This window comes from Streptomyces sp. NPDC107559 (genome assembly GCF_055657365.1).
Map to the genome: position 1 here is coordinate 372,742 of NZ_JBVKBD010000008.1, position 26,363 is coordinate 399,104.

The window sequence follows — 26,363 nt, forward strand, 5'->3', positions numbered from 1 at the left end:
AAGAGGCGTCCGTCTGCCTGGCAGGCAGCGACAACTGCCCGCCTCTCGAGGAGCCGACCGCCCGACGGGTTGTCGACCACGTGCTCAACGGACGGCCGCCGCCTGAGCCGTGGTACGGATTCGACCTCGCACCTGCCGTGGCACCCCGTCTCCGGGCCCGGCGCCGACGGTGGTCACGGCGGATGTGCGTCTTCATCCTGTGCGCAAGCACCGGCGGGCGGTGAGAGGCCAGAGCGGCGGACAGTTGCGGCCGCCGCTCCGGTCTGCACGCCGACGCTGGCCCGGCTGACGACGTGCACTTCACGGTAAGGCAGCCGGAGCCGGCCGTGCGCGATGGCTGCGCGATCGACGCGCAGTTTCTTGCGCAGGCCTATGACCTGGCCGGCGGGGCTCCTGGTCGGGGTCCGGGCAGCGGTGGACGACACCGTCCATGGCCGCTGTGGCGGGGTTGCTGCGCAGTCCTGTTGCGGGGTGGTGCGCAATCGGATGCGGGGCGGGCAGCCGGCCTGCGTACCAGGACCCGTTCCGGGTCCGGATCACGGAGGCGGTGGGCAGTCGCCGGTGTACCCGACCTCTTGTCGGACACCGTTGATACGTTGACGCGAGGATCTTGATTCGACCTCTGGAGAGGGCATATGTACGACGAACGGCTCGCCGAGTTCTCCCGCGAGCGCTTGGACGGCCGTCCCGTACCCGACGATCTGCGCGTGCTGTTGGTGGCGCAGTGGGAAGGCCGCACCGACTTCGCCCGCCTTCTCGACCTCGACTTCTTCGAGGCGGGAGAGGTCCATCCGCTTCTGGACACCAGCTATCTGAGCGAAAAGGAACTCGCGGACCCGGAGATGCAGGCCATCAACGCCGCAGCCGCGCAGATGGCCCGGTACGTCAAGCTCGTGGCGAAGGGCGGAAGCGGGTGGATCGGCTACTGGCTGCACCCGGGCGAACCCGCAGACCCTGTCTGGCACCTCCTTGAGTTGGACACCGAGTTCACCTTCTGGCGCCTGGCCGGCCGTACCCTGGCCGAGGGGTCCGCCGCCGAGCGGGCCAGGTACCAGGACGAGCCCGACAAGCGAATCGCGTTCACACATCTGGCCGCCGAACTCGCCGAGCTCGGCCTACCGCTCAGCACCCAGGACTATGACGCCCTCGACGACGCCGGGTACACGGTGGAGCCGGAGGAACTCATGAAGGAGTTGATCGAAGCCGAACGCGAGAAGCTCGGTCTTCGCTGAGCGGGGGACTCCAGCGCCCCGGGTGCCGCAACGGGAGATGGTTGCCGTATTGGCCGCCGGACGCGACTGCTGGCTGGGTGTCCGGGGCAGGGTCGGTGGCCTGGTTGTCTTCTTCGATCGTGCGGCGCAAGCTGATGAGGTCGGGGGTCAGGTCGTCCTGGGCTTCGGTGAGCTGGGTTTCCAGCAGTCGGACAAGTTCTCGGGCTTGGGGCAGTTCTCGGTCGAGCTGCAGGTTGTGCGCGGCCGCAGTCCATCAGCATGGCGAACTGCCGCAGCAGCTGCGCCTTCACCGAGAATCCCATCGGATCCCCATGCCAGCGAGGGCGGGACTTGATGGTTTGTCTGCACACTTTCATGATCCCCGGAAGCGATTTCGCAGGGTCGTGGGTCACTCCCCTGAGGCGAGTCGCGTCCGACCGTATCCGCTGTTCACAACTGCGTGTTCAGCTTGCTGGCGGCCAGTTCGGAGCGGACCAGCTCAAGCAGCCGTCCCATCCAGTTGCGCCCCTCCAGTCCGTGCTGGCCCCAGAACGTCGAGCCCATCTCGGTGTAGATCAGCCGCGATGTACATGTGCTCGTCAGCGTTTCGGCAAGGTCGGGGTGCTGATTGAACTTCGCACGCAGTAGCTCCGCCATGATCGCCGTCCGGGCCTGGGGCCAGCCGTCGCGCAAAGTGGAGCCCTCGGCAAGCTTCTGCGCGGCATAAGGGGTGTCAGCGCGGCGGATCTCAGCCTGGCGATGCTCATCGGCAACCGCCAGCGCCCAGTAGGCGTGCGTGACGGTCGGGTAGGTCAGACCGCCGACGGTGGTGGGCGCAGGGAACTCGTTGCGCAGCACCAGGATGCCTGAATCCTGCGGCCAGCTGCGCGGAAAGACCGTCTGGTTGATGAGGACGCTGGTCTCGACGGGTTCTGTCACGCCGTCCGCGGGCGCCTTGCCGACGTAACGCTGGTGCCGCTGCTCCCGGTCGGTGAAGTAATGCAGTGCGGCGGCATGCATGTCCTCGGTGACAACTGCGTCCTCGCCGTGCCTTTCGAGCCGATGCCCGGAACCTGTCACCAGCACCCGCAGCGGCCAGTCCTTGGAGTCCTGGTCGCCTTGGGCATAGATCTGCAGATGTTCGGGGACGGCCTCGTAGGCTTCGCGAAGCGCCGCCCGGTTGTCCTCGGTCGGCTGGCTGCGGAAGGCGTCCAGGGCGGCCAGACAGCGTGCCGTGGAGTCCGGCCGGCCGTTGAGCTGGTCGATGTCGTCGCGGACCTCGCCGAGCAGCATCTCGGGGGTCAGCCACATGCGCGGCTCGGCGAACTTCCAGGATGCGAGGTGATGGGCCGATGCCTGGGCGCCCTCGGCCAAGTCGGTGGCCACCCAGCCGGATGCGAGCTTGCCGGCGAACTCCTCCAGGGTCACGAGCCCCGAGCAGTCGACCATCTCGTCGGCGTAGATCAGCAAATCGGTGAGGAAGAACGTCGCCCCGTCACGGATGAAGGCGGGCCGCCAAGTACCCTCGATGCGCTCGCCATCCACGTTCCGCCATGTCCGCCGTCGTATCGCCACGACCGACAGGTTAGTGGTTTCCGCGATCAAGTGATCTGCCTGGCGACGCTGTGCGGTCGGCTCGTCGCGGGGTTCGCCGAGGTCATCCAGGAGGCTGGTGATGCGGCCGGCGACGCGCTGGTGGCGTTCGATCTCACGGTCCCTGTCGGCGTGCAGGTCTGTTTCCTCGACCCGGGAGTGACGGGCCCCTCATCAGCAGGATGGCGTGTCGTTGAGCCAGAGCCCGAGTTTCGAAGGCACCCTGCCTTCGTCGTGGGCTGGGGTGTTCGACCAGGAAGGGCCTCTCCGGTGGGACCCGGCCGATATCGCCTGGCGGGTCAGGGGCCGTTCAGGCAGGGTGCCAGGTGATGAGCGATGAGTACGAGATGCGATACGCCCACCCCGGCTCTGTCGAGGGTCTGCTGCAACGGGGGCGTGGCCTGGGAGCGGTGCGAGCGCTTCAGGACCCGCGGGGATCTGCTGCGTTCGTGTATGACGGGATTCGGCATGACTGGCGGTGGGACGGGACCGACGACCGGTCTCTGTACCTGGCACGGCTGGTCCAGGACCTCAAGTTGTCTCCCATGCCGGTCGTGGACCAGTTGGCGGGGGACGAAGAGGCTTGCTTGCGGGCCTGCGAGGTGCTGGAACTGCTGGCACTTGCCGGATCGGGCGCGGCCAGGGAGGGGCTGCGGGCGTTTATCCGGGAGGGCGAGCACTGGATCGGCGTGCTGGAGTCGGTGTCGGACAGCTGGCCGGTGGACTGGTGGGAAGACCTTGGTGATGTGGCACGCGCTCGGATCAGCGCAGAAGCGGAGCTTCCGTGGCTTCGTGAGCCGTGGACGCGGTTCGGGATCGAGGTGCAGAGCCCTCCGTTCGTTCCGAGGCCGTCGCTGGCCCAGCTCAGCACCGCAGCGCTCCTCGCCCTGCTCGCCGACGACCGTACGGAGGATGACACGAGGTTCGACGCGCTGCGTGCACTGAACGGCCGAGAGCCTGCTGACGGGTTGATCCCGCTGGTCCCCTCGTTGGGCACCCGGGACGGCCGTCGGCCCTTGCCGTTGCTCAGGCGGGCCGTTGAGCGCCTGGGCGAGCTCGCCGTACCAGCAGCGCGCGGCTGGGCACAGGACGACCGCCCCTGGCTGGCTGAGCTGGGGACGGACGTCGTGGCCGACCATCCCGGACCAGAGGCTTTGCCGGGACTCGTGGAAGAACTCGCCGAACAGTGGGCGGCGCGGATCTGGTGCGGTCCTGATCGGACGGCCCGGCGCCTGGCCCGGTTCGGTCCAGGCGCCGTCGATGCGGTGCCCTACCTGCGGTGTTTCTGGCTGAGCACCCCGCACTCGTACGAAAGGGCCAATTACCTGGAGGCACTGGCCGCCATCGACCGAGACTGCCTGGACCACGTGTACACCGAGTCCCTCTGGGACTGCGAGGAAACGGCGCGGCTCATCGGGATCGACTCGTCACCCGCCTGCCCGGAGACCTTGGCACGGATCACAGTACTGCGCGATGACCCGATGGAAACGTCCGAGATACGCGCCGCAGCCCGAGCACGGCTGGCGGCCCCCGCCGGCCCGCGTCTGTCCTGACTCTGTTCAAACGAGCAACTCCGGCCACCGGATGCCTCCCGCTCTCGGATTCTGGCTCACTTTCCGGGTTCTGGCTCACATCCGGTGGTAACCATGTGTCAGGTTCGTCCAGACCCTGAATGCGCAGCTCGCATGAGCGCACCGGCGATGCATTCAGGGCGAAAATCCAGCTGGCCCCCTGTTAAGCCCCTCCCACCTACGCACCTTGCCGTCAGTGACCATTGGCACGGTCCGTCACCACCGGGTGTGAGACAGGGCCATTGGCTGGACAGACGCCCTCGCTTCACCTTCGCGTCGGTGAGATGGAGGTGGACGTGGTGGCTGCTGCGCCAGCTGCGTCTCCTGTCTCGCCCCGCCAGCGGGTGGAGTTCGGGTCAGCAGCCGCTGCCCGTGGGGGTGAAGTCCATGCGGGTGTGTTCGTCCGTGGCGATCGCCGTGTTGTAGGTGGTTCTGCTGACCTGGTACCAGACATCGTCCTGTGTCGTGTCGCCGCCGACGTCGTCCAGGCTGACGCACCACTGCTCCGGCCGGACGATGCGCGTGTAGGTCTCGGTCCCGCTGCGGACCTGCTTGCAGGTCTTGGCCTGCTCGGTCGAGTACCAGGTGCGGGTATGCCGCTTGGTGCCCGAGCCGGTGCTGGTCGTGTGCTTGACCCGTCGCGTGGTCGTGGTGCACTTCTTCGTCATGTGCGGCCGTGTGGCCCGGGTGGTCCTGGCGGCGCGGTGACGGATCTCGTCCCGGAGGCCGAAGACGCTGGCGTCGGCCGTGGTGGCCGCGTCCGGCTGGGGCTCCTCGGCAACGCTCCCGCTGTCCTGACCGACGTCGACCGAGTGGTCCGTGCCCCCGTCGTGGACGTCACTCCCGCGGCTGCACGCGCCGAGCCCGGCTATCAGCACCGCTGTCACGGCGGCCGCCGCAAGTCGCTTGAACATGTCTTCCTTCACGATCGACGGCCCGCAGCGTATCCGATCATGTGTTCACCTCGTCGAAGGGCTCGTCGTGCCAGCGCCAGCCGGCGGTGCAGCCCCGAGCCACCACGGTCAAGGTGCCCGGATCACCCTGTTCGCTGGTGTTCAGCCCGAATCCGCCGCTGCTCGCCGTAGGTTGCGAGAAATGGCACGCCGTGGTCGTCGATCGCTCAGGCCTTCGTCTGTGTCAGGTGCGGAGCGGCGGACGCCTGGTCGACGCGGTAGACGCGTTCCCGTCCGCCGGGGCCCCGGGCCGTTGGAGTGGCTGGTCCTCGCCGCCCTGCCGCTGCAGGCGTTCCTCGGCGGCCTCGGCAGCAAGCTCGCCGACGAGACGTACCGCAAACTCCGCGAGGCCGTCCGGCGCACGCCCGCCGCCCCGGTCCAGCGCCCCGTCATCCTCCAGGACGTGGACACCGGGGTCCGCGTCCTGCTCACCCCGGAGCTCGACGAGGCGGCGTACCGCCAACTCCAGGAGCTGAACCTCTCCTTGGTGCGCGGCACCCTCCGCTACGACACCCCCGAGCGCGCCTGGCGCCTGATCGAGGACGCCGCCGGGTCCGCCTGAAGGCGTGCGCGGGGCCAGGACCGCGCAGGGCCAGACCCCCCGGTCACTCCGGACAGGATGAAGCGGCAGTCCACCCTGATGGTCAGGAGCAGCGGCCCCTTGCACAAGCGAGTGGAGGCCGCGGCGAAGCTGATGGCCGCGCCCACCGTCCAGGCTGCGGTGGCCTGCGGATTCCAGTCCGCGCGGTATCAGTAGATGCGGCCTCGAGAGCGGTGGTCTGCCGATCCACGTCAGGAGGAGTTCGGCGAACGGCGCGGCGCGGGCACCGGCGAGGCGGGTTCGCCCAGACGCAGCAGGATCTGGTCGTTGTCGGGGACTGATCCCGATCAGTGCCTCTTCGAGCGACTGGGATCCGTGCCGCAGGCACGCGGGTCGGTCGGTGTGCAGGATGCGGGTCTTCATACGGTAGGTCGCGCCGCCGTAACGCATGGTGATGTTCTGGTCTGCCCGTCGGGCGGGCATCGGTGGGCGGGTGGCCGAGCGGAGGGGCTGGTGTCTGCGGTGATGGTGACCGGCTGCCTGTGGTGGTGCGGTGCGGCCCGTCGTCGCCGGGCAGGGCGACGGTCGCTCGTCTGGGGTTGATGCATCCGGCTTGGCCTGTGCCGGCGCCTGAACGGTATTTGCCTCCTTAATCGAACGTACTAGTCTGTTTGATTAAGGAGGTGGAGTCAGTCATGGTGACGCGGTTCAGGAAGACGAAGTCCGAGGAGAGGATCCTTGCTGCGGCGGCCGAGCTGTTCTATACGAACGGGTTGCGCGGTGTGGGCATCGATCAGGTCATCGCGGCGTCGGGCGTCGCGAAATCGACGCTGTATGTGCACTTTCGCACCAAGGAGGAGCTGGTCGCGGCGTACCTGCGCAGAACCGACGACTCCTGGATGGCGCAGTTGCAGGCCGCGGCCGCACGTACCGGGGGCGGTGCTCGCGAGCAGCTCGTCGGACTGTTCGACGCGCTGGCGGACGCTTTCGACCGGCACGGTTTCTTCGGATGTCCGTTCGTCAGTGCGGCGGTCGAAGCCGATCTGGACTCGCAGGCCCGGGCGATCACCGTGCAGCACACCCAGCGGCGTCAGGCGTGGCTGGCCGAGCTGAGCGAGAAGGCCGGCGCGGCTGCCCCCGGCGCGCTCGCCCGGCAGATCGGACTCTTGATCGACGGCGCCCTGGCCTCCGGGCGTCTCCTTCAAGACCGCACCGTCGTGGACGAGGCGAAATCCGCAGCACGCCTGCTGATAGCCAGCTACACCTGATCGCACTCGAGCGCCCCCGGCCACCGCAACCGGCACACGCGGACCCGGCCCTCCCGGCTGTCCCGATGCCCGGCCCGCACCCGTCTGACACAACAGGAAAGAGGCGCAGTCATGCGCGCGATGGTTCTGCAAGAGTTCAACACCCCACTGGTCCTCAGCGACATCAAGAAGCCCAGCCCGGGCCCGGGCCAGGTGCTGGTCAGGGTCAAGGCCAGCGGCGTCAACCCGCTGGACAGCAAGATCCGGGCCGGCAAAGCTGCCCATGCCAAGCGCACGCTGCCCGCCGTCCTTGGCCTGGATCTGGCCGGCGTGGTCGAGGAGGTCGGCCCCGGCGTCAACGGCTTCGCGCCCGGCGACGAGGTTTTCGGCATGACCGGCGGCGTAGGTGATTTGCAGGGTTCGCTCGCAGAATACGCGGCCGTCGACGCCCGTCTGCTGGCCCGCAAGCCGGCCTCACTCACCATGCGCGAGGCCGCGGCCCTGCCTCTGGTCGTCATCACGGCCTGGGAGGGCCTGGTCGACCGGGCGCAGGTCCGTGCAGGGCAGAAGATCCTTATCCACGGCGGAGCCGGCGGTATCGGCCACGTGGCCGTGCAGATCGCCGGTGCCCGCGGTGCTGAAGTCTTCGCAACCGGGTCGCCCGCGCGCCTCGAGGTCATCGAGCGCCTGGGGGCCACTGCGATCGACTACACCACCACCGCCGTGGACGAGTACGTCGCCAAGCACACCGGCGGTGAGGGCTTCGATGTCATCTTCGACACCGTCGGCGGCGGCGTGCTCGACGCCTCCTTCACGGCAGTACGCACCTACACAGGTCACGTCGTGAGCGCCCTGGGGTGGGGAACCCACAGCATCGCGTCCCTCAGCTTCCGTGGGGCGACCTACTCCGGCGTCTTCACCCTGCTGCCCCTGCTGACTGGGCACGGGCGGGAGCATCACGGAGAGATCATGCGCGAGGCAGCCGCCCTCGCCGACGCGGGGCTACTCAAACCGCTGGTCGACCCCAGGCGCTTCACACTTGCCGAAGCCGCCGCCGCCCACGCGGCCGTGGAGAGCGGCACCGCCCACAGCAAGATCGTGATCGACGTCGACTGACACCCTCCACTGCCGCTCGACAGCCGTCCATCGACGCCCGACCGGATCACGAGCGCACCTCACCATGTCGCGACCTGCAGAACGGAGATGTGACACAGCTTCGGAGGATGCCGACAAGGTCTGCGCCGGGCCAGTCGTCCGTGCGCTCCTCCAGATCGGTCAGCTGATGGTGCAGCGCGATGACGGCGTTGCCGACGCGGGGGTGTTCGGATCGACGGGAGTCTTCGGCTCGGGGGTGATCGCGGTGCTTCCTCTCTGGTGGGTGGATGGTGGGGCTGTGCGCCTGCCTCGGGCTCAGAACTCGCCAAGAATGCGCAGGCTGACGTGCCAGCGGTGAGGGTCGGCCTGGTGCTCGGCGGTGGCGGCTTGGCGGAGGTCGTCTGCGTAGCTGTGGCTGATCCACGTCAGGACGCGCAATTCCGCCTCGGCCGGGCTGGAGGCGTTGACAGCGAACAGGGCCGTGGCGCAGGACCACCCTTCGTCCGGCCGCGCGAAGACCGTGTCGCTGACGCGCTGGGCGTGCCAGTCGGTCTCCGGGCCGTCGGGAACGAGCGGCAGGGTCACGGGGCACGCGGTGGGCGTGCAACTCCCCTTCGGGGTCACGCAGAGGGGGCGGGCGAACCGGGCTTGGGCCCGGGACGCGGGGACTAGGGGGTTTCCAGTCCCACATGCTCATCGCCCTGGGGACCGGGGCCGCGATGCAGGGCTACCGCGTCCGCCAACCCTCGCCACCAAGCTGGTGGAAGCCGCCGTCCGACGACCTCGTCCACCAGCTCGTGGTCGACCGGCTCGACGGCCGGGTTCTCGGAGTCACTCATGTCCGTCTGATCCGGGAGGCCAGACACCTGCAGAGATCCCTCGCCACCCAGTCACGTCACGGACTTACGCGATCTTTCGGATGCGCCCGACTCAGGCCCTTCCGGGGTGCGGTGTCGTCAGCGCCGAAGGCAGGGCGCCCGGATGCGTCGGCGCCGCAAACAGACCTAACGGGCGTGGAGGTGGGTCCGGAAGAAACGGATGGCGGCAGAGGTGCTCGCGTCGAAGCCGGCGAGGTAGGGATCGAAGTGGCCGCCGGGTATGACGACGAGTTCCTTGGGTTCGAGGGCACGTTCATAGGCCCGAAATGCCAGGTCGGTGGGGGCGACGGTGTCGTGGGTGGCGACCAGCATCATCAGGGGAGTTGGGGAGATCTGGTCGATCCAGTAGCCGGGGTCGTACGACCTGAAGCGGCGGTTGGACTGGACCGTGACGCTGTTCTCCCACACCCCCTCGGGAGCACTGTGTCCCAGGTAGAAGTCGATGGCGTCGGTGGCGCGGTACGACGCGGTCGTGGAGACGTTGTCGCTGACGAATGCCTGGGTGGCCGGCGGCTCGCCCTGGGCCTGGGCGAGTTCGTCGGCGGCGAAGGACTTGTCGAGTTGCCGCGTCAGGTGCGGCGGTACGCGCCGGCGGCTGGTCTCGGAGCCGCTGATGGTGGGGACCTGGGAGTAGACGGCCTTGATCCTCCGGTCGGTGGCTCCCAGGACGAGGGCGTGTCCGCCGGAATAGCTGGATCCCCATAGGCCGATGCGGTCGGCGTCGACGCTGTCGAGGGTCTGGAGGTGCGAGATGACGCGTCGCCAGTCCTCGATCTGCTGATGGGGATCGATGTCGTGGCGGGGTGTGCCGGTGCTGTCGCCGAAGCCGCGGTGGTCGTGGAGCGAGATCGCGAATCCGGCTTCTGCGAGCTCTCGGGCAATGGGCTCGATGTTGTGGTACTTCGTGCCACCGAAGCCGTGCGACATCGTGATGGTGGGGTGGGGTCCGGGTCCGTCCGGCAGGAACAGCCATGCGTGCAGCACGGTTCCGTCAGGCAGATGAATGAGCTCGTCACTGCGCTCGGCCATGGTGGTTCTCCTTGTCTGGTGGGGTTCTTGGGGGAGCGACGACGGCAGCCCGTCGGTCCGTATGACCCGTTGAGCTACGCCGTGTGGCGCCCCGGCCCTTCGGGCGTCGGTCCGGTCGGACGCGCCGATGCCGTCGACAGGGCACCTCCGTCGGGAACGCCGGTCGATCGTTCGCTGAACGCCGGCCGATCACCGGCCGATCACCGGTGGCGGATTGGTCGCCCCGGCCACGAAGGGCTCGACGCGAGCGGTGCGAGACGGTCCCAAGCGGCTTCAACCGGATGGCTGCGGCTGTCGCGACCTGGGTGAATGGCGTGATCGTGGCCCCGGTCGCCTTCGAGTGGGCCGGTCAGCCTCTCCCTCATTCTGGTTGCATTTTTAAACCGATGATGTCAGCCTAGAGCACATCGTTCGCATATCGCAAACAGGAAGCGCATGAGGAAGTAGTGACAATGCGGGACTACGAGACCATCAAGACGAATCAGGACGGCGGCGTGCTGTGGGCCACGATCGACAATCCGCCGCTCAACCTGATCGACGAGCGGTTCGTCAGGGATCTGATCGCACTCCTCGACGACGCGGAGGCCGACGGCGGCGCGCGGGTGGTGGTGTTCCGGAGCGCCGACCCCGACTTCTTCATCCCGCATGTGGACGTCCGCCGGATCGCCGAGTACACGGCGGTGGCGGCGACCTCCGGCGGCCCGGACGACATCAGCCTCGGCGCGCTGTACCGCCGCCTCAGCGAGGCACGGCCCGTCACCATCGCGCTCCTCGAGGGCCGGGCGCGCGGCGCGGGTGCGGAACTCCTCTATGCGTGCGACATGCGGTTCGCGTCCCTGGAACGCGCCGTGATCGGCCAGATCGAAGTCGGCACCGGGCTCTTCCCGGGGGCAGGTGCGGTCCAGCAGATCGTCCGTCTCGCCGGACGAGGCCAGGCGATGCAGGTGATCCTCGGGTCCGAAGACCTCGACGGCCGTGAGGCCGAGCGCATCGGACTGGTCAACAAGGCACTGCCGGATGCGCAGTTGATGCCCTACGTCGAGCGGCTGGCCAAGCGGATCGCGGGATTCCCGGAAGCCGCGGTGCGGCTCGCCAAGCGCCGGATCAACGCGGCCGGCCTCCCCGCCAAGGAAGACGTACAGGTGGACTCGGGCTTCTTCCAGATCCTGGCACGTGACACATCGAGCGCCGCCCGGCTCGGCACCCTCATGCAGCGCGGAATGCAGGAACGCTCCCGCACCGAACTCGACTTCGGCGCGGCACTCGGCGAGCTGTGAGCAGCTCAGACCGAAGGGACCCGGAAGATCCGACCACGCGCCCGTCCCGAACCGCACGCCCGCCCCGGACCGGATCACCTCGTGGCCGCGGACACCTCACGCCGTCCACCGGCCCGGGGGGCCACGACCCGCATCAAGGCGGCCGGGGCGGGGCATCGCCGTCCTTCCGGCGCCCCGGTCCGGCCGATCCCTCACAAACGGAAACACCCACACCCCACTCCCGTAGGAGCCCGTCATGCCCGTTTTCAACGCTCACGTACCAGCCGGCCGCTACTCGCCGGACCAGAAGCGCGCACTCGCCGACGCGCTCAACCAGTCGCTGGTGCAGGCACTCGGTATCCCCGAGGGTGACCGATTCATCATGATCAGCGAGCACGGCGAGAACGAGCTGTACCTCGATCCGACCTTCATGGGGATGCAGCGCAGCCACGACGCCATGATCATCATCCTTCACCTGGGTGCCCATCGGCCTCTCGAGAACAAGCGGGCCGTGGCCGCAGCCATCAACCGACTGGTGGTCGAGGCCCTGCACATCTCACCCGACGACGTGTTCATCGCGCTGATCCCGGTCCCGAACGAAAACTTCTCGTTCGGGAGGGGTGAGCTTCAGCTCGCCGAGGATGAGCCGCGCTGGTGACCCCGCCGCCCCGGCATGCGGCGGGCACCCTGTCCGTACGCCGTTGCCGGGGCGGCGCATCCCGGCGCTCCGCAGTCGCGACACGGGATCGCCGCGCCGAGGTGCCATCCGGGTCGGGCGGGGGCGGGAAGCGTGCCTGCCTCAGGCGGGAGACGCGCCGACCTGGACGTCGTCGGGCCCCAGGGGCCGCCCGTCCTGGGCGCGCAGTTCGAGGACGGCCACCGGCAGGCCGTCGCGCTTGTCGACGAGACCGAGCCGCTCCTCGTCGCGTTCGAACAGGAACTCTTCGCCCCACTGCCGCAGCGCTACGAGCGGGACCCGCAGGGCCTTGCCCTTCTCGGTGAGCCGATACTCGCTGTAGGCGCTGCCGTCGGACGCCGGCGCGAGGGTCAGTACCCCGCGTTCGACGAGCTTGGCCAGGCGCGCGCTGAGGATGTTCTTCGCGCAGCCGAGGCTGCGCTGGAACTCGCCGAAGCGGGTCATGCCGGCCAGGGCGTCCCGGACGATGAGCAGCGACCACCAGTCACCTATGTCACTGAGTGAGCGAGCGATGGGGCACGTGGCCCCGCTGAGGTCCGTCTTGCGCACGTATGCCACCTCCCGAAAACGCTGGTTTTACAATTAAACCATATACTCGGTGCACCTGTCCTGGATCACTTCGATCGATTACCGAGAGAGCCAACATGTTCCACGGCCTCAGCGCCTTCCCCCTGACACCCACCGACGAGCAGGGCATCGACTACACCGCGTACGCATCGCTCGTGGCCCGCCTCGCGGCTGCCGGAGTGGACTCCATCGGGGCCCTCGGATCCACCGGCGGCTACGCCTACCTCACCCGCGAACAGCGCGCCCGCACCGCGAAAGTCGCGGTCGAGGCGGCCGACGGCGTTCCCGTCATGGTCTCCATCGGCGCGCCGCGCACCTCTCACGTCCTGGCTCTGGCCGAGGACGCCCAGAAAGCCGGCGCGCAGGCGGTGCTGCTCGCACCGGTGACGTACCAACCGCTCACGGACGACGAGGTGTTCGGCCTGTACGAGGACGTCACGCGCGAGCTGTCCGTGCCGCTGTGCGTGTACGACAACCTCCGCACCACCCAGGTGCACTTCGCCGACGAACTGCACGGCCGCATCTCCCGGCTGCCGAACGTCCGCTCGATCAAGATCCCCGCTGTTCCGGACGACTTCGGCCAGGCAAAGGCCCGGATCGACGCGCTGCGAGCGGCGATCCCGGAGACGGTCACCATCGGTGTGAGCGGCGACTGGGCGGGCGTGCACGGTCTGAATGCCGGGTGCGACGTCTGGTACTCGGCCGTGGGCGGTCTGTTCCCCCGTGCCGCGCTCGCCCTCGCCCGCGCAGCCCTGGCCGGTGACGCGGGCCGCGCCGCGGAGGCGTCCGACGCGCTCGAACCGTTGTGGACCCTGCTCCGTCAGTACGGTGGTCTGCGCGTCCTGTCTGCCGCAGCGTCCCACCTCGGCCTGACGTCGGAGCCGAACCTGCCGCGTCCCCTGCGCGGCCTGGACGAGGCCGCGCTCCGGGACGTCACCGCCGTACTGGATGCCCTCCAGCTCACGACCTGAGCCGGCTCAGCGCATCCACATCCGCATCGGGGCTTCGGCAGGGGTTCGGGTGAGGTGATCGTTCGGTGATCCTGGTGTCATGCGTGCCGACCGCCTGATCCGTATGGCTCTCCTCGCCCAGTCGAGTCCCGGTCTGACCGCCACTGCCCCTTACGAGCTGTCCGGATCGCGCAGTGAATGGGTTCCCGATATCAGCGTGGCCCGTCATCCGGGCCCGCCGGCGACGGTCCCGACACAGTCAGTCGCTCGCCATACGGTCGGCTTCGAGGACCGCCTGGGCGAATGCCGCGGGCGCCTCCTGCGGAACGTTGTGACCGATGCCCTTGAGCGTGCGGTGGACGTACGGGCCGGTGTACTTGTCGCGGTAGGAGGAGTCGCCGCCGGACGGGGTGAAGGGGTCCAGCTCGCCGTCGAGCCCGACGGTGGGCACACGGATGGCCGGTCCCTCGGCCAGCCGTGCCTCCAAGTCGGCGTACCGCGGGTCGGTAGGGGCCAGTTCGAGCCGCCAGCGGTAGTTGCTGATCACGACGGGCACGTAGTCGGGGTTGTCGAACGCCTTGGCGGTCCGGTCGAAGGTGGCGTCGCTGAAGTGCCAGGTCGGCGAGGCGGTGTGCCAGACGAGTTTGGCGAGGTCGTGCCGGTACTCCTTGAGGCCCAGCTCGCCCCGGTCGGTGCAGAAGTAGTACGCGTACCAGAACGGGTACTCCTTGGCCGGCGGCGCCGGCTGGCGCAGCGCCTTCTGGTTGAGGATGAGGTAACCGCCCATGGAGACGAGGGCCTTGCAGCGTTCCGGCCACTGCGCGGCGATGATGTCGGCGGTGCGGCCGCCCCAGTCGAAGCCGCCGATGACCGCCCGGTCGATGTGCAGCGCGTCCATCAGCGCGATGATGTCCACCGCGACGGCCGCCTGCTCGCCGTTGCGGGACGTCTTCGGGGACACGAAGGTGGTCGTCCCGTAGCCGCGCAGGTAGGGGACGATGACGCGGTAGCCGTGCGCGGTGAGCAGCGGCGTCGCCGCCTCGAAGCTGTGGATGTCGTACGGCCAGCCGTGCAGCAGAAGCACCACCGGACCGTGGGCGGGGCCTGCCTCGGCATAGCCGACGTTCAGCTCGCCGGCACGGATCTGCTTCAGCGGGCCGAAGGAGGACCCGACACCTGCCTCCGTCTCCTCCGCGGCCACATCCCCGCCGGTAGGGGCGCCCCTACCGGCGGTCGCCCAGGCCTCGGAAATACTGTGTGCTCCAGCTGTCGAAGCCGCCGCCGCGCCGGTCACGCCCACGCCGAAGAGCTTGCCGAAAGATCGTCTGTCCATCGTTCGGGAACCTCCTGTCACGTCCGAGCAAAGCTGATGGAAATCGTAGGTACGAGTCAGCGAACCCGCCCGTCCGGCCGGCACGCCGCCGACGCGCGCCCGACCCGCCGGGCCTGCCCGGGACGGCTGGGACGTGGGTGTCACCGTGGTCGGCGGCCCGCCGATAGAGGCTTTCCGCGTCGTACCGGGCGGTCACATCGGAGCATGGCGGCCAGGCAGGAACCGGCGGGACCTGTGGCACCACAGACGCGGCGAGCTGGGGCCGTCCCTGGGCCCTCCCACCAGATGCGGCGGTGCAGTGTTGGGAGCGGCCAAGCCTGTCGCACATCTCGTCACCAACGTCGTCGTGATGCTGTCGGCGGATGGCCGGGGGAGGCCGGTCCGCTCCAAGGGGCCGGGGATCGACCTGCGCTGCACCCCCACAACACCGAGGAAGGCCACGTCGAGCTCAAGGGCACCACAGGCGCTGCCACCAGGTGTCGAACTCACGATCAACGAAGTCGCGCACGCTCAGGACAAGGACAACACCGTCGACCTCTACGTCGTCAGCGACATGAAGATCGACACCGTCACCGACCCCTGCACTCCCAGCGGTGGCACGATCGCGCACTGTCCCGACTGGGATCCGGCCGAGGAAGGCCTCCGGCCCCGTAAGTACGAATACCGCCTCCCAGACCTCCCCGCCTGATCACAGCTCCCGGAGGTGGGACTGCAAGACGTTGTCTCAGTTGGCTCGGTGATGTGTCATGTGACGTCGGAAGCCTGAGTTCCGGCGTAGTCGTACGACCATCTCGTGGTCGTGTGGGGTGCAGGCGTGAGGTCGTAGACGTGCCGCACGTCAGTCGGCGGGTGCTTGTGCGAGCCACGTGCACGTTGCTGCGGTGGCGGCTGATGGCGCTTGTCCAGCGCCACGATCCTGGTGCGTCCGTGGAACGGACCTTCCCGAACCTTGATGCTCATCGTGTTGTGTACGACGTTCCCGCGCACCCATCGTGCGATCAGATCAAGGTGTCCGCCGCCTCCACCGCTCATGTCGCCGGCGGACCACTGCCGGTGGTCCTTGGGGAGGCGGCTGTTTCGGCGTGGAGCGAACAGGTTCAGCTGGGCCTGCGGTAGCAGACGAGGGCGCTGGGGATGCCGACGAAGGCGAGGAGGTGCTCGGCCTTGCGCTCGTAGCGGCGGTGCGGGCGCCGGCAGCCGTTCAGCCAGGACATCGTCCGCTCGACCACCCAGCGGTGCCGGCCCAGGCGGACCGAGGGCTCGATGCCGTGGAGGGCGATGCGCGGCACGATCTGCCGGCGGCGCAACCATCTGCGCGAGTGGTCGGAGTCATAACCCTTGTCCGCGTGCAGCTTGGCTGCACGACGGTGCCGGGGTCCGTAGCGGGAGCGGATCGGCGGGATGCCACGTATCAGCGGGATCGGCGCCTGGCTGTCGTGGAGGTTGGCGCCGGAGATGCCCACCGAGATCGGCAGCCCGTTGCGGTCACAGATGACGTGGATCTTCGACCCGAGCTTGCCGCGATCGGTGGGATTCGGTCCGGTCAGGCCCCCCCTTGACCGCGCGGACGCTGACCGAGTCGATCGCGCACCGCGACAAGTCCAGGTCGCCGTTGGTCGAGCATTATGGCCCGGCACACCCCCTGAACAGGGAAGGTCCCAGGATCGGGCGAGGTTCGCCGTGAGCTGCGTCTCCCCGCACTCGCGCCCGATTCGGCGCGGCCGCGCGCCCGGAAGCCGCGGCCGTGCGGCGCCTTCGCGCCTCAGCCCTCTGCGGGCTCAGTCGGCATCGGCCGCGTTGTAGCTGCGCAGGTAGGCGGCCAGCTGTGACAGGTCGGCGTCGTCCCAGTCGGTGAAGCGGGACTCGAAGGACGCGCGACGCCGTTGGTTCGCCCATTGGAGCAGTTCGAGCCCTTTGCTGGATGCCTTCAGGGTCTGTCTCCTGTTGTCCTTCGGATCGGGCTCACGCACGATCATTCCTTCCGCCTCCAGCATGGCGATCTGACGGCTGACCGTCGACTTGTCCAGCAGGAAGTGTCCGGCGAGGTCGGAGGCATGGCAGCTGCCGTGCTTGTCGATGTGGTCGAGCATGCTGTGGGCGACCAGCGAGAGCTCAGGGTGGAGCTGGGCCGCCTTCTGCCGGGCACGACGGGCGAACGAGACGAGTTCGCGCTGGATGACGTCCATCGACGCCTCGCGGTCGGACATGGCGGGCACCCTTTCGCTGACTGTTGTAGCATACAACCATATTTCTGTGTACTTTACAACCATCCACCGAAGGAGAACCCGTTCATGAGTACCCACCGTCTGGCCGAAGAGCGACCGACAGCGAGCGTCACCCGCCACACCGTCCGCCACGTGGTGATCCTCCTGATCACCCCGCTGCTCATGTGCCTCGGCATGGGCATGGCCTACCTCGGCGCGTTTCACGCACCGCACGCGCACGGACTGAAGGTCGCCGTCGTCGGCTCCACGCCGCGCTACCAGGTGCTGGCCCAGACGATCAAGGACAAGGCCGGTGACGCCCTGGACGTGACCACCGTGCCCGACCGGGCCGCCGCGCAGCGCCAGATCATGGACCGGAACCTGGTCGGCGCCTATGTGTCGAGCGCCAAACACCCCGAACTGCTGGTCGCCAAGGCCAACTCCGACACCTCCGCGACCGCCGCGGAGCTGGTGTTCGAAAACGTCGCCGCCAAGCAAGGTGCGCCCTTGACCGTCACCAACCTGTCCCCGCTCTCCAGCGGTGACCCCACCGGCCAGGGCCTGTTCTTCCTCCTGGTGGCGCTGAGCATCGGCTCCTACGCCAGCGTCGCCGCCATCAGCGCCGGCGGCGCGACGCTCGGCATCGGCATCCGCTCCGCCCTGGGTCTCGGCACCGCGGTGGTCGTCAGCGTCATCGGAGCGGTGCTGGCCGGACCGGTCTTCCACCTCGCCGACCACCACCTGCTCGGACTGTGGGGCATGTCAGTGCTCTACGCGGCGGGAATCCTCACCATCGGCATCGGCCTGCACACCTTCCTCAAGCGCTGGACGACCCTGGCCATGATGGTGCTGTTCGTGATGCTCAACTTCACCACCTCCGGCGGCATCTTCGAGCCCGCCCTGCAGAACGGCTTCTTCGGCTCGCTGCACGCCTTCTGGAACGGCGCCGGCTTCATCGAAGGCGCACGCAGCCTGCTCTACTTCGACTCGACGGGCTTCGGCGGCCATATCCTCGCCCTGGTTCTCTGGCTGGCCGCCGGACTGCTGCTGCTCGGCGCGGCTGCGGTCACCGAACGCCGCAACGCCCCCGCCCCCTCCGCGGCCGTGATCCCGCCGACGGTGCACGAGCAGCACGTCGACGAGGACGAGGCGGCCGAGGAGGAGATGGGCGAAGCCGTCGCGGTCTGAGAGGTCGTTGTCACCTAGTTTGCCCGTATATCAGGCGATTCTGCAGATGGTGGATGGCGGTACAGGCGAGGTCATGGAGATCGTCGATGTCGGCGCGTCGTGGGAGGTTGCGGATGGGGCGGAAAGGGACGTCATCCTGTCTCATCCCAGGATGCCCGGTCTTCGAGGTTGTGTGCTTCGACCGCCGTTGCCGTGCGACTGGGCGCACTCGGTTCGCGGCAGTACGTCGGAAGCATGCCGAAGCGACGCCCGTATCCGAGTGATCTGTCCGATGCTCGCTGGGAGTTGATCGAGCCGGTCCTGGCAGCCTGGCGTTTCGAGCGCCGCGGCCGAGCCCTGGAGTTCGGTCGGCCGCCCGAGCACGGCTTGCGCCACATTTTGGACGCGATCTTGTACGTGGACCGTACCGGGGTCCAGTGGCGCTACCTGCCGCACGACTTCCCGCACTGGAACACGGTCTACGGCTACTTCGCCAGATGGCAGCAGGAAGGCGTGTTCGCCCATCTCAACGGCCTGCTCTGGCAGCTCTTGCGGCAGAAGGAAGCTCGGGAGGCCGAACCGTCGGCCTGCGTGATCGACGCACAGAGCGTGAAAACCTCGACCAGCGTGCTCGCGCCTCCAGTCAGGGGGTCGATGCCGGGAAGGAGATCGTCGTGCGGAAGCGGAGCATCGTCACCGACACGATCGGGCTCCTCGTCGCCGTGCTGGTCACCGCGGCAAGTGTGCAGGACTCCATCGCCGGCACCCAGCTCCTGGACCGGGTCGCCGCCGAAGATCCCCGCATCCGCAAGGCATGGCTCGACGGTGGCTACCGCCACCACCTCGTCGAGCACGCCGCCACCCTCGGCATCGACATGGAACACTCAACGCAAGCCGGGGACCATGGGATTCACCCCGATCCCGAAGCGGTGGGTGCTTGAGCGGACCTACGGCTGGCTCATGCTCCACCGCCGCCTGGCCCGCGACTTCGAAACCCTGCCCGTCCGCTCCGAAGTCATGATCCACATCGCCATGGCAGACCTCATGGCCCGCCGCCTCACCAGCGAGAACACCATCTCCTGACGCGATCCGACACCACGGAATCAAAGCTGCATCCCGGGATGAAACAACGGGAGAAAACGACCTCTAGGAGGATCCGGCAAAGGCGCTGCATTACAGGTCAGCGTGCCCTCGTGGTTCGGTCGTCTCCATGACTTGTCACGGACTCGGATGCTGCGATGAAGGCTTGCACAAGGGGATGGTTGTCTCCTCGGCGGATGGCCATGAAGATCTGGCTCGTTGCGGGAGGTCCGTCGAGTTCAAGACGCTGGGCGCCTGCGGGGAGCGGTGCCGTGACGCTGTAGGGGGCGATGGTGACGCCAAGACCCGCAGCGACGAGCATGATGATGGTGTGCCAGTTTGAGCACTCCTGTGTGACTTGGACGTCGATGCCGGCGTCCCGCAACGGCCGTGTGTTCACGTCGAACGCCTGGGCTCCTGCTGTACGCGGATACAGGATCAGCGGGTCGGTCGCCAGCGCAACCGGTTCCACACGATCACCCTTTGCGGCGGGGTGGCCGGTGGGGATGACGGCGACGAACCGTTCAGTTGCCAGCAGGGAGAGGTCGATGTCCTCTCGCTCCTCGGCATCCCGCACGATCCCGATGTCGGCCGTCCCCCGCTCCAAGGCTGCCAGGACATCGACGGTAAAGCCTTCGTGCAGTTTGACCTGAACATCTGGGCGGCAGCGGGAGAATGCACGAATCCGTTCGCTGACGATCGCGGTCGCGGAAGTGATGAAGGCGATATCCAGGCGACCGGCCTCACCGCGCCCGACACGGCCGGCCTCGTCGAGGTCGGCCGCCAGACGACCCAGTAGGTCCCTCGCCCGTGGCTGGAACGTCGCTCCCGCGTCTGTCAGGCGGACGCTTCGGGACGTCCGCCGGAACAGCTCAATACCGACGATCTTCTCGAGTTGCCTGATCTGCTGGGACAGGGCGGGCTGAGCGATGTTCAGCCGCTGGGCGGCGCGGCCGAAGTGGAGTTCCTCGGCCACCGCCAGAAAGTACCGCAGGTGCCGGAGCTCGATCCGCTGATCCATAGTTCAAGTTTATCGATGTGGGCTACCGATTGTATTGGACATATGGGTGATCGGGACCGGAGGCTAGCGGGGAGCCGCACCCGAAGGGAAACCCGCCCCATGCCGCACATCACTGCCCCTACCGTGGTCTCCTCGATCGCCTCACAGAGCGAGGCCCACGCGTTCCGCACGTTGAACGAGGAGTGGATCTCCCGCCTGTTCACCCTGCAGGACGAGGACCGAGCAGTTCTCGGAGATCCGTTCGGCCGCATCGTGCGCCCGGGCGGCGACGTACTCCTGGCCTGCCAGCAAGGCAGCGGCGCCGTTGTCGGATGCATCGCGCTCTTGGCGCATCCGAACGCCGTATTCGAACTGGCAAAGATGGCCGTGGCCCCCGCCGCACAAGGACGCGGCATCGGCCGCCAACTCATATCTGCAGCGATCGACCGTGCCCGGACACTTGGTGCGGTCCGGCTGTTCCTCGGCACGAACAGCAAGCTGGCGCCCGCCATCCGCCTGTACGAGGAAGCCGGGTTCGTCAGGATCAGCCGCAACCGTCTCCCCGTGGCCAACTACTACGCCCGCGCCGACATCCTCATGGAACTGAAGGGACGCCCCGCGACTGCCCCCATACTGGCCGACTGCACTGAAGGCAGGCTTGATGAGGAGGAGTGAGCCGATACACCGGGACTGTTCACTTGTCGACCAGGTCACCCGCGCGGCCGGCACCCGCAGTGTCGACGTGGCTCCGTTCACGTCGCAGAGCAGGGTTTCGAGGGCGTGTCGGAGATCTTTCAGACACGCTCCTGCGCGGTGTCCGGATCCCGGCAGGTGCTACCCGCACTGCTGCCGAAGCTGCGGGGTGTGTCTGAAGGATTCCAGACACACCCCGCCCCGCTGTCAGCAGCGTGGGGCCCATGGGTCGTCGTAGCCCGCTGGATCGGGTTGTTCGGGGTGGAGCATCTTGCGGATGCAGCGTCGTAGTCCGGTCTCGTCGGAGTGGGCGGCAACGGCCATCCAGGGCAGGGCGTTCATTGTGTGGGCGCGGTCGTCGGTGGTGAGGTCGTCGATGGCGGCGCGCAGGTCGTCGGGGGCGGGTTCGTCGGTGAGGCAGAGCCAGCCGATCGCGGCGGCCAGCCGGTCCTCGGGGGACTGCGTCGGGTCCCGCCACTGCTCGCGCATCCACGCGGTGGTCGGCGGGTGGGGGTGAGCGCGGGTGGCTTCGGCGATGGCGAGAACCAGGGCGGCGCGGACGATCGGGTCCTGCTCGGCGGCGAGGCGGGTGCGGAAGGCGGCACGGACCGTGCGATCGGAGTCGGTGGCGGTGGCCAGGGCGTAGGCGGCGTCGATCCGGATTGCGGGGTCGGGGTCGTCGAGGAGGGGTTGCAGGAGGGCGGTGTCGGCGGTGATCGCGGCCCGGGCGGCGGCGACCGACCAGCCCGCCGGGTAGCCCGTCACCTCGACGCCGTAGTCGTCGTAATGGTCGCCGTACTGGATGTCGGCGCGGTGGAGCAGCAGGGCGTCGCGGGAGGCGACGCCGAAGTAGCAGGCGCGGGCGGGGGCGGAGACTTCGGCGAGTGCGTCGGCCCGGTGAGGGTAGCGGGTGTCGGCGGCGATCCGGATCAGGAACGGTACGGCGAGCACGGCGGCGGCCCGCATGTCGTTGGCGCTCATGCCGTTCACCACGCCCGCTCCGGTGCGAACGGGCGAGTTGCCGGTGTGCAGCAGCTGAACGGCCTCCCTGACATGATCTCCCTGGGGGAAGTGCTCCCAGGGGACTTCGTCGAGCAGGAATCCGTCCTTGGCCTCGGGCCTGATGGCGGCCACCACTGCCCGCACGTCGTACGGACCGCCCACGAACGAGGACAGGTCTGCCCCGTCCACCAGAGCCTGGCACATCGCGAACGTCGGATCGGTTCGCCACTCGCCCACGTCATACCACCCCACGCCGAGTCTGATCGGAAGAGATCATGCCCGGGCGGCCCGAGACACCGCGCGCTGCGGGGCGAACACGAGGCCAGCCACCCGGGGCAGGCCACGCGGATGGATGATCGTCAGGCCTATTCTTGACGTGCTCCCTGGCCTAAAGTCCAGGGATTCCGGCCTGGGTCGTCTGACCCTTCCAGGGGCTTCCTGCTGGGGTTGTCCTGGTACGCGGGCGCCTCCTGCGTGCCTTGCGGGGTGCGGAGTACGGCCAGGGCGGTTTCGGGATCGATACTCCTGACCGACCGGCGTGCTGCTGATGTCCTGCTGGGTCGGCACGATCACCACGTTTGCCACCGTGGCGGTCATCGTCGTGACCGCCTACGCCGCACCCGGCCCGCCCGCCGCCTGGCCCTGCGCCGCGCGGTCCGCCAGCTCCGCGTTCTCGTCGCCCTGGGCGAATCGCTCGGCCGCCTCCATCCTCAACTTCTCGCGGAAGGCCCGCCGCTCGACGGTCAGCCCACCCCCTTGCGCCTACCTCATGCAGTGGGCATGCCGCAGGGATCACCGGCCGTCAGCCCCTGCCGACACCACGCTTTGATCGGGAGTGGGAGGGCTCGTTCGGGACTGAACGGACCGTGCGTCGCCGGGGGTTGAGTGCTTCCAAGCGTTCATGCAGCCTGTGGGTGGCTCCGGTGCCATCCACTCGCATCAGGATTTTTGCAGCCGAGGAGCTGGGGATCTGGGCGAGTGCATCGGTGAGCACGGCGATGTGGTCGGTCACCGTGTTGGCTTCGGCGTTGGCGGGGCGCAGGAGTATGGCCAGGGACTCAGCGGTGTTCGCACACCACGCGGCCAGCGGATGAAACCCGAACGTCTTCTTGGAGGTGGCCGCGGCCCCGGCCTTCTTCGAGGCCGAGGTGATAACAGTGGCGTCGAGATCGATGACGATTCAGCCGGTCAGCCGTTTGCCGGCCGCGGTCAGCCATGGGACACCGTCCGGCCGCAGAAGCAGGAGGCTCCATAAGTGCCGACGCACCCGGGCCCGCACCCTGGCGATCTTCGCCAGGGTCTCCTCGTCGAGTGCGGCCAATGCGCGGCGGGCAGTGGATTCCGAGGCCATAGGGCCGAATAACGGCCGGTGAGTAACTGGAGTTGCTCGCCTCCGACAGGTTCGCCGCCCCCAGTGCGATTGCGACCGCCAGTTGAACCAGTGCTGCCGCCCGCTCCCGTCAGCCTGTTGCCGTGCTGGACGGCAGTACCTGCGCCAGAGCGATCGTCAGCCCTGTGCGGTCCGCGTACCGGCGCAGCAACACCGCTCCGGCATGCCCGACCAGCGTCTTCCCATCCGCCACCGCCGACAGCCGACGGCCCCACCCTGTACTCTCGACCACCAGAAAAGTGCCCTGACTCGCGCACCAGATCCGACTTCAGCAATGAAGTCTTCACTACCGGTTGACGCTTTCTTTCGGGGGGTAAGAATTTTGAGTGTCTGGGCCTACGTGGTGATTGCTGCCGCCTGTGTCGCCCTCATCCTGCTGGACATACGCGGGATTCGTATCTACCGCGCACTTCGTGGCCGCGGCATTCCGGTGAAGGCAAGATGCATGGGCGTGAACCGGGAGGAGAAAGGGTTGTACACCATCCTGCTGAACTATACGCACGCTGACGGAAACGTCCACCAGTTCAAGGAAGGGAGCTTCCGGACCCCCGTGCGTTTGGGTGAGGAGTTCGATGCACTGTATGACCCTGCCGGATATGCACCACCGACGATCACTTCGAGGGTAACCAGAAAGGGAGCCTTCCCGTACTTCATGGTGGTGTGCCTCCCACTGCTCGTAACGGCAACGAGCAACCTCGTCAATGGCCTGTGATCCCTTGAACACCCATCCCAGCTGCTCGATCACCGGCAAGGTGCTCCGGCTCCTTCACCAAAGCCGCACGCGACATCCGCGTCATTGCAGGTCAGCCACACCATCCTGCTGTCAACCCGCCACCTGACGCGATTACGCTCAATGTCAGGGCTAAGACCGTGTCCTACGTGGTGAGGCGGACGAGCCTGCTTGTAGCAGCAGAGGGCGGCGGCGAGGCCGATAAAGGCGAGGTAGTTGCGGGGGTTGCGTTCGTAGCGAGGGCTTATTAGGCCAGGGAGCACGTCAATGCGTGTGACCCCGTGACTGTCCGTGCGCTTTCCTGCGTTCTAGACGAAGCGTTTCGCGAATCAGCCTCGCCAGAACAGCGACGAGCAAAGCGGCCGCTACAGCGATTGCGGCAGTGCCGAAGGTCCGAGTGCAGATGGCACCTATGGCCGCGCCCACAGCGAATGCACCAACAATGACGCCATACCGGCCGGCGTGTTGCGCACATGCAGGCTCTCTGGTGGTGAACCACTGATAGGCGGCGACGATACTCGTGCGGAGATTCCCGCTTGTCATCAAGGTCGCGTAGGGGGCGTCGCGCAGTGTCGTGAAGGTCGAAAACTGCAGGGCGGCAACGAAAGAAACCGTCACCGTTGTCACTGCCACGGGAGTCCGATCGGGCAACGACGCGATGGCTGATAGCAGCAGAATCTGAAGGGTCAGCACCAGTCGCAGAGGCCGACGCACGAACTTTTTAACAGCGGAAATACCGAGCACTTCTACGGCAAGCACACCGACGATGAAAGCGCCAATCGGGATGAGTGACAGCGCTGCTGTGCTCCACTGCCATTTTGTGGCATGCAGGCAGAATAGGACCATATTACCTGACTGCAAATTCGCGAATACACCGAAGCGAATCAAGGTGTAGGCGTCCAGAAATCCGCCTACTGAGGCGAGCAACGCCCCAACGAGCAGGCTATCGGTTCGGCGATGGATCGTCGCCATAAAATGAAGCCTCCACAAACGCCCGGTCGGGGACCTCCGTGACGCTCCTTTTTGTTCTCGCGTGCGGCTTCCCGCCCGTCCTCGGCAGCGCGAAATTCTCACTCCAGCGCTCAATAGGCAGACTCGATTACCCTCATCTCGGGCCGTGACTGCTAGCGAGGCGGGGTATCCGGGTTGAAGCTTGGGGGCCGCTGGGGCAGAAACGTGGGTTTGCTGGAACCAGCATAGATCGAGTCCCGTGGAGTGCAACATCATTGCGTTTAGCCGTGCCGACCTGCCGTTTCTCCAGTGCGGTGCGCAGGTGCGGGTTGGCTCCGTAGACCTCGTCCCCGGCCACCCAGGATACGGAGACGCCGACGTCCAGCGCGCGGGTGATCATACGGACTGCGAGGGCGGGTTTCGTGGTGAAGGCGATGTTGTCGGGTATTCCGGCGGCCCGGCAGCGGGCTGTGTCCTCGGTCTATGAACGCGGGACATACAGCTCTCGGTCTATTGGCGCATGCCCGAGTGGAGTCGAGTAGGCAAGGTGGACGGCGACTTGGGAGTTCTCGATGCGCCCGGCTGTGCCGGTGTACTGGCGCTGCACCCCCCACCGTGCCCGTGCCTTTCTTCAGGTCGCCGGTCTCCTCCACGACCAGCACCGCATCCTCGTGGTGCAGGTGCTCGACGACGAAGCTGCGGATGTCATCGCGTACCGTGTCGGCATCCCACTTGGCCCTCGACAGCAGGTGTTGCAGACCGTGCGGGTTCGCGTCCCCGGCCTGCTCGGCAAGTGTCCAGCAGTCCTTGCGCGGCAGGTCCGACAACAGTCCGAGCACGAACGCCCGTGCCCGGCGCCGGGGTTCCATCCTGGCGAACCGTCCCGCGATACGGCCCATCAGGACCTCGAACGCTTTCTGCCAGTGGGCAGGATCTATGCTGAGGCCTGCGGCCATCGCCTGATCTTCTGTCTTCACACGCCGATGATCACCGGTGGCGTCACCCGTTTCGATGAACCGGGCACGACAAGTGGCCGCCGACTCGGGTGGATACTGACTCGGTGCGCCAAGCATTCGTCCACGACGCGGTTGTAACCATGGAAGCGGGCGGTGATGTGCGAGCCCCCGGAGCAGCCATCACGGTCGCGCTCTGCGGGCACTGGGAGCACGAGCCGCCGTGCCCACTCGCGCCCCACCACACCACCGCGGAGCGCTTTGGCAACGAG

General features: G+C 67.5%; 24 protein-coding genes and 4 pseudogenes. 13 read left to right on the forward strand and 15 right to left on the reverse strand.

The window, feature by feature from the left end; all coding sequences use genetic code 11:
• The first annotated feature begins 635 nt into the window (after positions 1 to 635).
• Entirely contained in the window at positions 636 to 1,232 is a 597-nt protein-coding gene (locus ACZ7OY_RS25075) for a hypothetical protein (protein WP_471913435.1), read from the forward strand.
• A gap of 429 nt (positions 1,233 to 1,661) precedes the next feature.
• On the opposite strand, the gene ACZ7OY_RS25080 is transcribed toward ACZ7OY_RS25075, so the two are convergent.
• Positions 1,662 to 2,786, reverse strand: coding sequence for an NADAR family protein (locus ACZ7OY_RS25080; protein WP_471913436.1), 1,125 nt, complete (start codon positions 2,784 to 2,786; stop codon positions 1,662 to 1,664).
• Between the two features lie 347 nt (positions 2,787 to 3,133).
• On the opposite strand from ACZ7OY_RS25080, the gene ACZ7OY_RS25085 reads away from it, so the two are divergent.
• Positions 3,134 to 4,357, forward strand: a complete 1,224-nt coding sequence (locus tag ACZ7OY_RS25085) for a hypothetical protein (protein WP_471913437.1) — start codon at positions 3,134 to 3,136, stop codon at positions 4,355 to 4,357.
• A gap of 374 nt (positions 4,358 to 4,731) precedes the next feature.
• Here the strand turns inward: ACZ7OY_RS25085 and ACZ7OY_RS25090 are convergent, their stop codons facing one another.
• Positions 4,732 to 5,289: a hypothetical protein gene (locus ACZ7OY_RS25090; RefSeq protein WP_471913438.1), complete on the reverse strand. Its 558-nt coding sequence runs from the start codon at positions 5,287 to 5,289 to the stop codon at positions 4,732 to 4,734.
• Between the two features lie 292 nt (positions 5,290 to 5,581).
• On the opposite strand from ACZ7OY_RS25090, the gene ACZ7OY_RS25095 reads away from it, so the two are divergent.
• From ACZ7OY_RS25095 to ACZ7OY_RS25105, 3 genes are all read left to right on the forward strand, one after another.
• Complete coding sequence (locus tag ACZ7OY_RS25095) at positions 5,582 to 5,890, forward strand: hypothetical protein (protein ID WP_471913439.1); 309 nt, start codon at positions 5,582 to 5,584, stop codon at positions 5,888 to 5,890.
• Between the two features lie 674 nt (positions 5,891 to 6,564).
• Positions 6,565 to 7,137 (forward strand): TetR/AcrR family transcriptional regulator, encoded by a 573-nt coding sequence (locus tag ACZ7OY_RS25100; protein ID WP_471913440.1) that lies wholly within the window; start codon positions 6,565 to 6,567, stop codon positions 7,135 to 7,137.
• Positions 7,138 to 7,248: 111 nt separating this feature from the next.
• Positions 7,249 to 8,232: a zinc-dependent alcohol dehydrogenase family protein gene (locus ACZ7OY_RS25105; protein ID WP_471913441.1), complete on the forward strand. Its 984-nt coding sequence runs from the start codon at positions 7,249 to 7,251 to the stop codon at positions 8,230 to 8,232.
• Positions 8,233 to 8,526: 294 nt separating this feature from the next.
• On the opposite strand, the gene ACZ7OY_RS25110 is transcribed toward ACZ7OY_RS25105, so the two are convergent.
• The 3 genes from ACZ7OY_RS25110 to ACZ7OY_RS25120 all read right to left on the reverse strand — a co-directional run bounded on the left by ACZ7OY_RS25110 (position 8,527) and on the right by ACZ7OY_RS25120 (position 10,118).
• The gene (locus ACZ7OY_RS25110; RefSeq protein WP_471913442.1) at positions 8,527 to 8,796 is read right to left on the reverse strand and encodes a hypothetical protein; all 270 of its coding nucleotides are present in this window, start codon (positions 8,794 to 8,796) and stop codon (positions 8,527 to 8,529) included.
• Between the two features lie 83 nt (positions 8,797 to 8,879).
• The gene (locus ACZ7OY_RS25115; protein WP_471913443.1) at positions 8,880 to 9,050 is read right to left on the reverse strand and encodes a hypothetical protein; all 171 of its coding nucleotides are present in this window, start codon (positions 9,048 to 9,050) and stop codon (positions 8,880 to 8,882) included.
• A gap of 165 nt (positions 9,051 to 9,215) precedes the next feature.
• Positions 9,216 to 10,118, reverse strand: coding sequence for an alpha/beta hydrolase (locus tag ACZ7OY_RS25120; RefSeq protein WP_471913444.1), 903 nt, complete (start codon positions 10,116 to 10,118; stop codon positions 9,216 to 9,218).
• 452 nt (positions 10,119 to 10,570) lie between these two features.
• On the opposite strand from ACZ7OY_RS25120, the gene ACZ7OY_RS25125 reads away from it, so the two are divergent.
• Both ACZ7OY_RS25125 and ACZ7OY_RS25130 read left to right on the forward strand, forming a co-directional pair.
• The gene (locus ACZ7OY_RS25125; protein WP_471913445.1) at positions 10,571 to 11,395 is read left to right on the forward strand and encodes an enoyl-CoA hydratase/isomerase family protein; all 825 of its coding nucleotides are present in this window, start codon (positions 10,571 to 10,573) and stop codon (positions 11,393 to 11,395) included.
• Positions 11,396 to 11,630: 235 nt separating this feature from the next.
• Complete coding sequence (locus ACZ7OY_RS25130) at positions 11,631 to 12,032, forward strand: tautomerase family protein (RefSeq protein WP_471913446.1); 402 nt, start codon at positions 11,631 to 11,633, stop codon at positions 12,030 to 12,032.
• A 141-nt stretch (positions 12,033 to 12,173) separates the two neighbouring features.
• Here ACZ7OY_RS25130 and ACZ7OY_RS25135 read toward each other — a convergent pair whose 3' ends face one another.
• Positions 12,174 to 12,620 (reverse strand): winged helix-turn-helix transcriptional regulator, encoded by a 447-nt coding sequence (locus ACZ7OY_RS25135; RefSeq protein WP_471913447.1) that lies wholly within the window; start codon positions 12,618 to 12,620, stop codon positions 12,174 to 12,176.
• Between the two features lie 95 nt (positions 12,621 to 12,715).
• On the opposite strand from ACZ7OY_RS25135, the gene ACZ7OY_RS25140 reads away from it, so the two are divergent.
• A complete protein-coding gene (locus ACZ7OY_RS25140; protein WP_471913448.1) occupies positions 12,716 to 13,609 on the forward strand; it encodes a dihydrodipicolinate synthase family protein in 894 nt (297 codons plus the stop codon).
• A gap of 238 nt (positions 13,610 to 13,847) precedes the next feature.
• Here the strand turns inward: ACZ7OY_RS25140 and ACZ7OY_RS25145 are convergent, their stop codons facing one another.
• Entirely contained in the window at positions 13,848 to 14,921 is a 1,074-nt protein-coding gene (locus ACZ7OY_RS25145; RefSeq protein WP_471913449.1) for an alpha/beta fold hydrolase, read from the reverse strand.
• A 346-nt stretch (positions 14,922 to 15,267) separates the two neighbouring features.
• Between ACZ7OY_RS25145 and ACZ7OY_RS25150 the strand changes: the two genes are divergently transcribed.
• A complete protein-coding gene (locus ACZ7OY_RS25150) occupies positions 15,268 to 15,609 on the forward strand; it encodes a hypothetical protein (protein ID WP_471913450.1) in 342 nt (113 codons plus the stop codon).
• A gap of 409 nt (positions 15,610 to 16,018) precedes the next feature.
• On the opposite strand, the pseudogene ACZ7OY_RS25155 reads toward ACZ7OY_RS25150, so the two are convergent.
• A pseudogene (locus ACZ7OY_RS25155) lies at positions 16,019 to 16,532 on the reverse strand (IS5 family transposase); the annotation flags it as partial.
• A gap of 167 nt (positions 16,533 to 16,699) precedes the next feature.
• Positions 16,700 to 17,128, reverse strand: a complete 429-nt coding sequence (locus ACZ7OY_RS25160; protein ID WP_471913451.1) for a MarR family winged helix-turn-helix transcriptional regulator — start codon at positions 17,126 to 17,128, stop codon at positions 16,700 to 16,702.
• Between the two features lie 84 nt (positions 17,129 to 17,212).
• On the opposite strand from ACZ7OY_RS25160, the gene ACZ7OY_RS25165 reads away from it, so the two are divergent.
• Together ACZ7OY_RS25165 and ACZ7OY_RS25170 are read left to right on the forward strand one after the other, a co-directional pair.
• A complete protein-coding gene (locus tag ACZ7OY_RS25165; protein WP_471913452.1) occupies positions 17,213 to 18,313 on the forward strand; it encodes an ABC-2 transporter permease in 1,101 nt (366 codons plus the stop codon).
• Between the two features lie 234 nt (positions 18,314 to 18,547).
• Positions 18,548 to 19,375: pseudogene (locus ACZ7OY_RS25170) on the forward strand (IS5 family transposase).
• Positions 19,376 to 19,472: 97 nt separating this feature from the next.
• Here the strand turns inward: ACZ7OY_RS25170 and ACZ7OY_RS25175 are convergent.
• A complete protein-coding gene (locus ACZ7OY_RS25175) occupies positions 19,473 to 20,393 on the reverse strand; it encodes a LysR family transcriptional regulator (RefSeq protein WP_471913453.1) in 921 nt (306 codons plus the stop codon).
• A 99-nt stretch (positions 20,394 to 20,492) separates the two neighbouring features.
• Between ACZ7OY_RS25175 and ACZ7OY_RS25180 the strand changes: the two genes are divergently transcribed.
• Positions 20,493 to 21,047 (forward strand): GNAT family N-acetyltransferase, encoded by a 555-nt coding sequence (locus ACZ7OY_RS25180; protein ID WP_471913454.1) that lies wholly within the window; start codon positions 20,493 to 20,495, stop codon positions 21,045 to 21,047.
• A 225-nt stretch (positions 21,048 to 21,272) separates the two neighbouring features.
• On the opposite strand, the gene ACZ7OY_RS25185 is transcribed toward ACZ7OY_RS25180, so the two are convergent.
• Together ACZ7OY_RS25185 and ACZ7OY_RS25190 are read right to left on the reverse strand one after the other, a co-directional pair.
• Positions 21,273 to 22,304, reverse strand: a complete 1,032-nt coding sequence (locus ACZ7OY_RS25185) for a HEAT repeat domain-containing protein (protein WP_471913455.1) — start codon at positions 22,302 to 22,304, stop codon at positions 21,273 to 21,275.
• Positions 22,305 to 22,869: 565 nt separating this feature from the next.
• Positions 22,870 to 23,247 carry a transposase gene (locus ACZ7OY_RS25190; RefSeq protein ID WP_471913477.1) on the reverse strand — a complete coding sequence of 126 codons (378 nt, stop codon included), beginning with the start codon at positions 23,245 to 23,247 and terminating at the stop codon, positions 22,870 to 22,872.
• Between the two features lie 484 nt (positions 23,248 to 23,731).
• On the opposite strand from ACZ7OY_RS25190, the gene ACZ7OY_RS25195 reads away from it, so the two are divergent.
• Positions 23,732 to 24,169, forward strand: coding sequence for a hypothetical protein (locus ACZ7OY_RS25195; protein ID WP_471913456.1), 438 nt, complete (start codon positions 23,732 to 23,734; stop codon positions 24,167 to 24,169).
• Positions 24,170 to 24,332: 163 nt separating this feature from the next.
• On the opposite strand, the pseudogene ACZ7OY_RS25200 reads toward ACZ7OY_RS25195, so the two are convergent.
• The 3 genes and pseudogenes from ACZ7OY_RS25200 to ACZ7OY_RS25210 form a co-directional block, all read right to left on the reverse strand.
• Positions 24,333 to 24,435, reverse strand: a pseudogene (locus ACZ7OY_RS25200) (IS5/IS1182 family transposase); the annotation flags it as partial.
• 16 nt (positions 24,436 to 24,451) lie between these two features.
• A complete protein-coding gene (locus ACZ7OY_RS25205) occupies positions 24,452 to 25,159 on the reverse strand; it encodes a YoaK family protein (RefSeq protein WP_471913457.1) in 708 nt (235 codons plus the stop codon).
• Between the two features lie 268 nt (positions 25,160 to 25,427).
• A pseudogene (locus ACZ7OY_RS25210) lies at positions 25,428 to 26,037 on the reverse strand (IS701 family transposase); the annotation flags it as partial.
• Between the last annotated feature and the right edge of the window lie 326 nt (positions 26,038 to 26,363).

Excerpts from the sequence above, each read along its gene's own strand:
- ACZ7OY_RS25105 (WP_471913441.1), top strand. The coding sequence starts at position 7,249 with ATGCGCGCGATGGTTCTGCAAGAGTTCAACACCCCACTGGTCCTCAGC.
- ACZ7OY_RS25175 (WP_471913453.1), bottom strand. The coding sequence starts at position 20,393 with ATGGATCAGCGGATCGAGCTCCGGCACCTGCGGTACTTTCTGGCGGTG.
- ACZ7OY_RS25120 (WP_471913444.1), bottom strand. The coding sequence starts at position 10,118 with ATGGCCGAGCGCAGTGACGAGCTCATTCATCTGCCTGACGGAACCGTG.
- ACZ7OY_RS25140 (WP_471913448.1), top strand. The coding sequence starts at position 12,716 with ATGTTCCACGGCCTCAGCGCCTTCCCCCTGACACCCACCGACGAGCAG.
- ACZ7OY_RS25115 (WP_471913443.1), bottom strand. The coding sequence starts at position 9,050 with ATGAGTGACTCCGAGAACCCGGCCGTCGAGCCGGTCGACCACGAGCTG.
- ACZ7OY_RS25165 (WP_471913452.1), top strand. The coding sequence starts at position 17,213 with ATGAGTACCCACCGTCTGGCCGAAGAGCGACCGACAGCGAGCGTCACC.
- ACZ7OY_RS25100 (WP_471913440.1), top strand. The coding sequence starts at position 6,565 with ATGGTGACGCGGTTCAGGAAGACGAAGTCCGAGGAGAGGATCCTTGCT.
- ACZ7OY_RS25075 (WP_471913435.1), top strand. The coding sequence starts at position 636 with ATGTACGACGAACGGCTCGCCGAGTTCTCCCGCGAGCGCTTGGACGGC.
- ACZ7OY_RS25130 (WP_471913446.1), top strand. The coding sequence starts at position 11,631 with ATGCCCGTTTTCAACGCTCACGTACCAGCCGGCCGCTACTCGCCGGAC.
- ACZ7OY_RS25125 (WP_471913445.1), top strand. The coding sequence starts at position 10,571 with ATGCGGGACTACGAGACCATCAAGACGAATCAGGACGGCGGCGTGCTG.
- ACZ7OY_RS25145 (WP_471913449.1), bottom strand. The coding sequence starts at position 14,921 with ATGGACAGACGATCTTTCGGCAAGCTCTTCGGCGTGGGCGTGACCGGC.
- ACZ7OY_RS25090 (WP_471913438.1), bottom strand. The coding sequence starts at position 5,289 with ATGTTCAAGCGACTTGCGGCGGCCGCCGTGACAGCGGTGCTGATAGCC.
- ACZ7OY_RS25180 (WP_471913454.1), top strand. The coding sequence starts at position 20,493 with ATGCCGCACATCACTGCCCCTACCGTGGTCTCCTCGATCGCCTCACAG.
- ACZ7OY_RS25205 (WP_471913457.1), bottom strand. The coding sequence starts at position 25,159 with ATGGCGACGATCCATCGCCGAACCGATAGCCTGCTCGTTGGGGCGTTG.
- ACZ7OY_RS25085 (WP_471913437.1), top strand. The coding sequence starts at position 3,134 with ATGAGCGATGAGTACGAGATGCGATACGCCCACCCCGGCTCTGTCGAG.
- ACZ7OY_RS25195 (WP_471913456.1), top strand. The coding sequence starts at position 23,732 with ATGAAGTCTTCACTACCGGTTGACGCTTTCTTTCGGGGGGTAAGAATT.
- ACZ7OY_RS25160 (WP_471913451.1), bottom strand. The coding sequence starts at position 17,128 with ATGTCCGACCGCGAGGCGTCGATGGACGTCATCCAGCGCGAACTCGTC.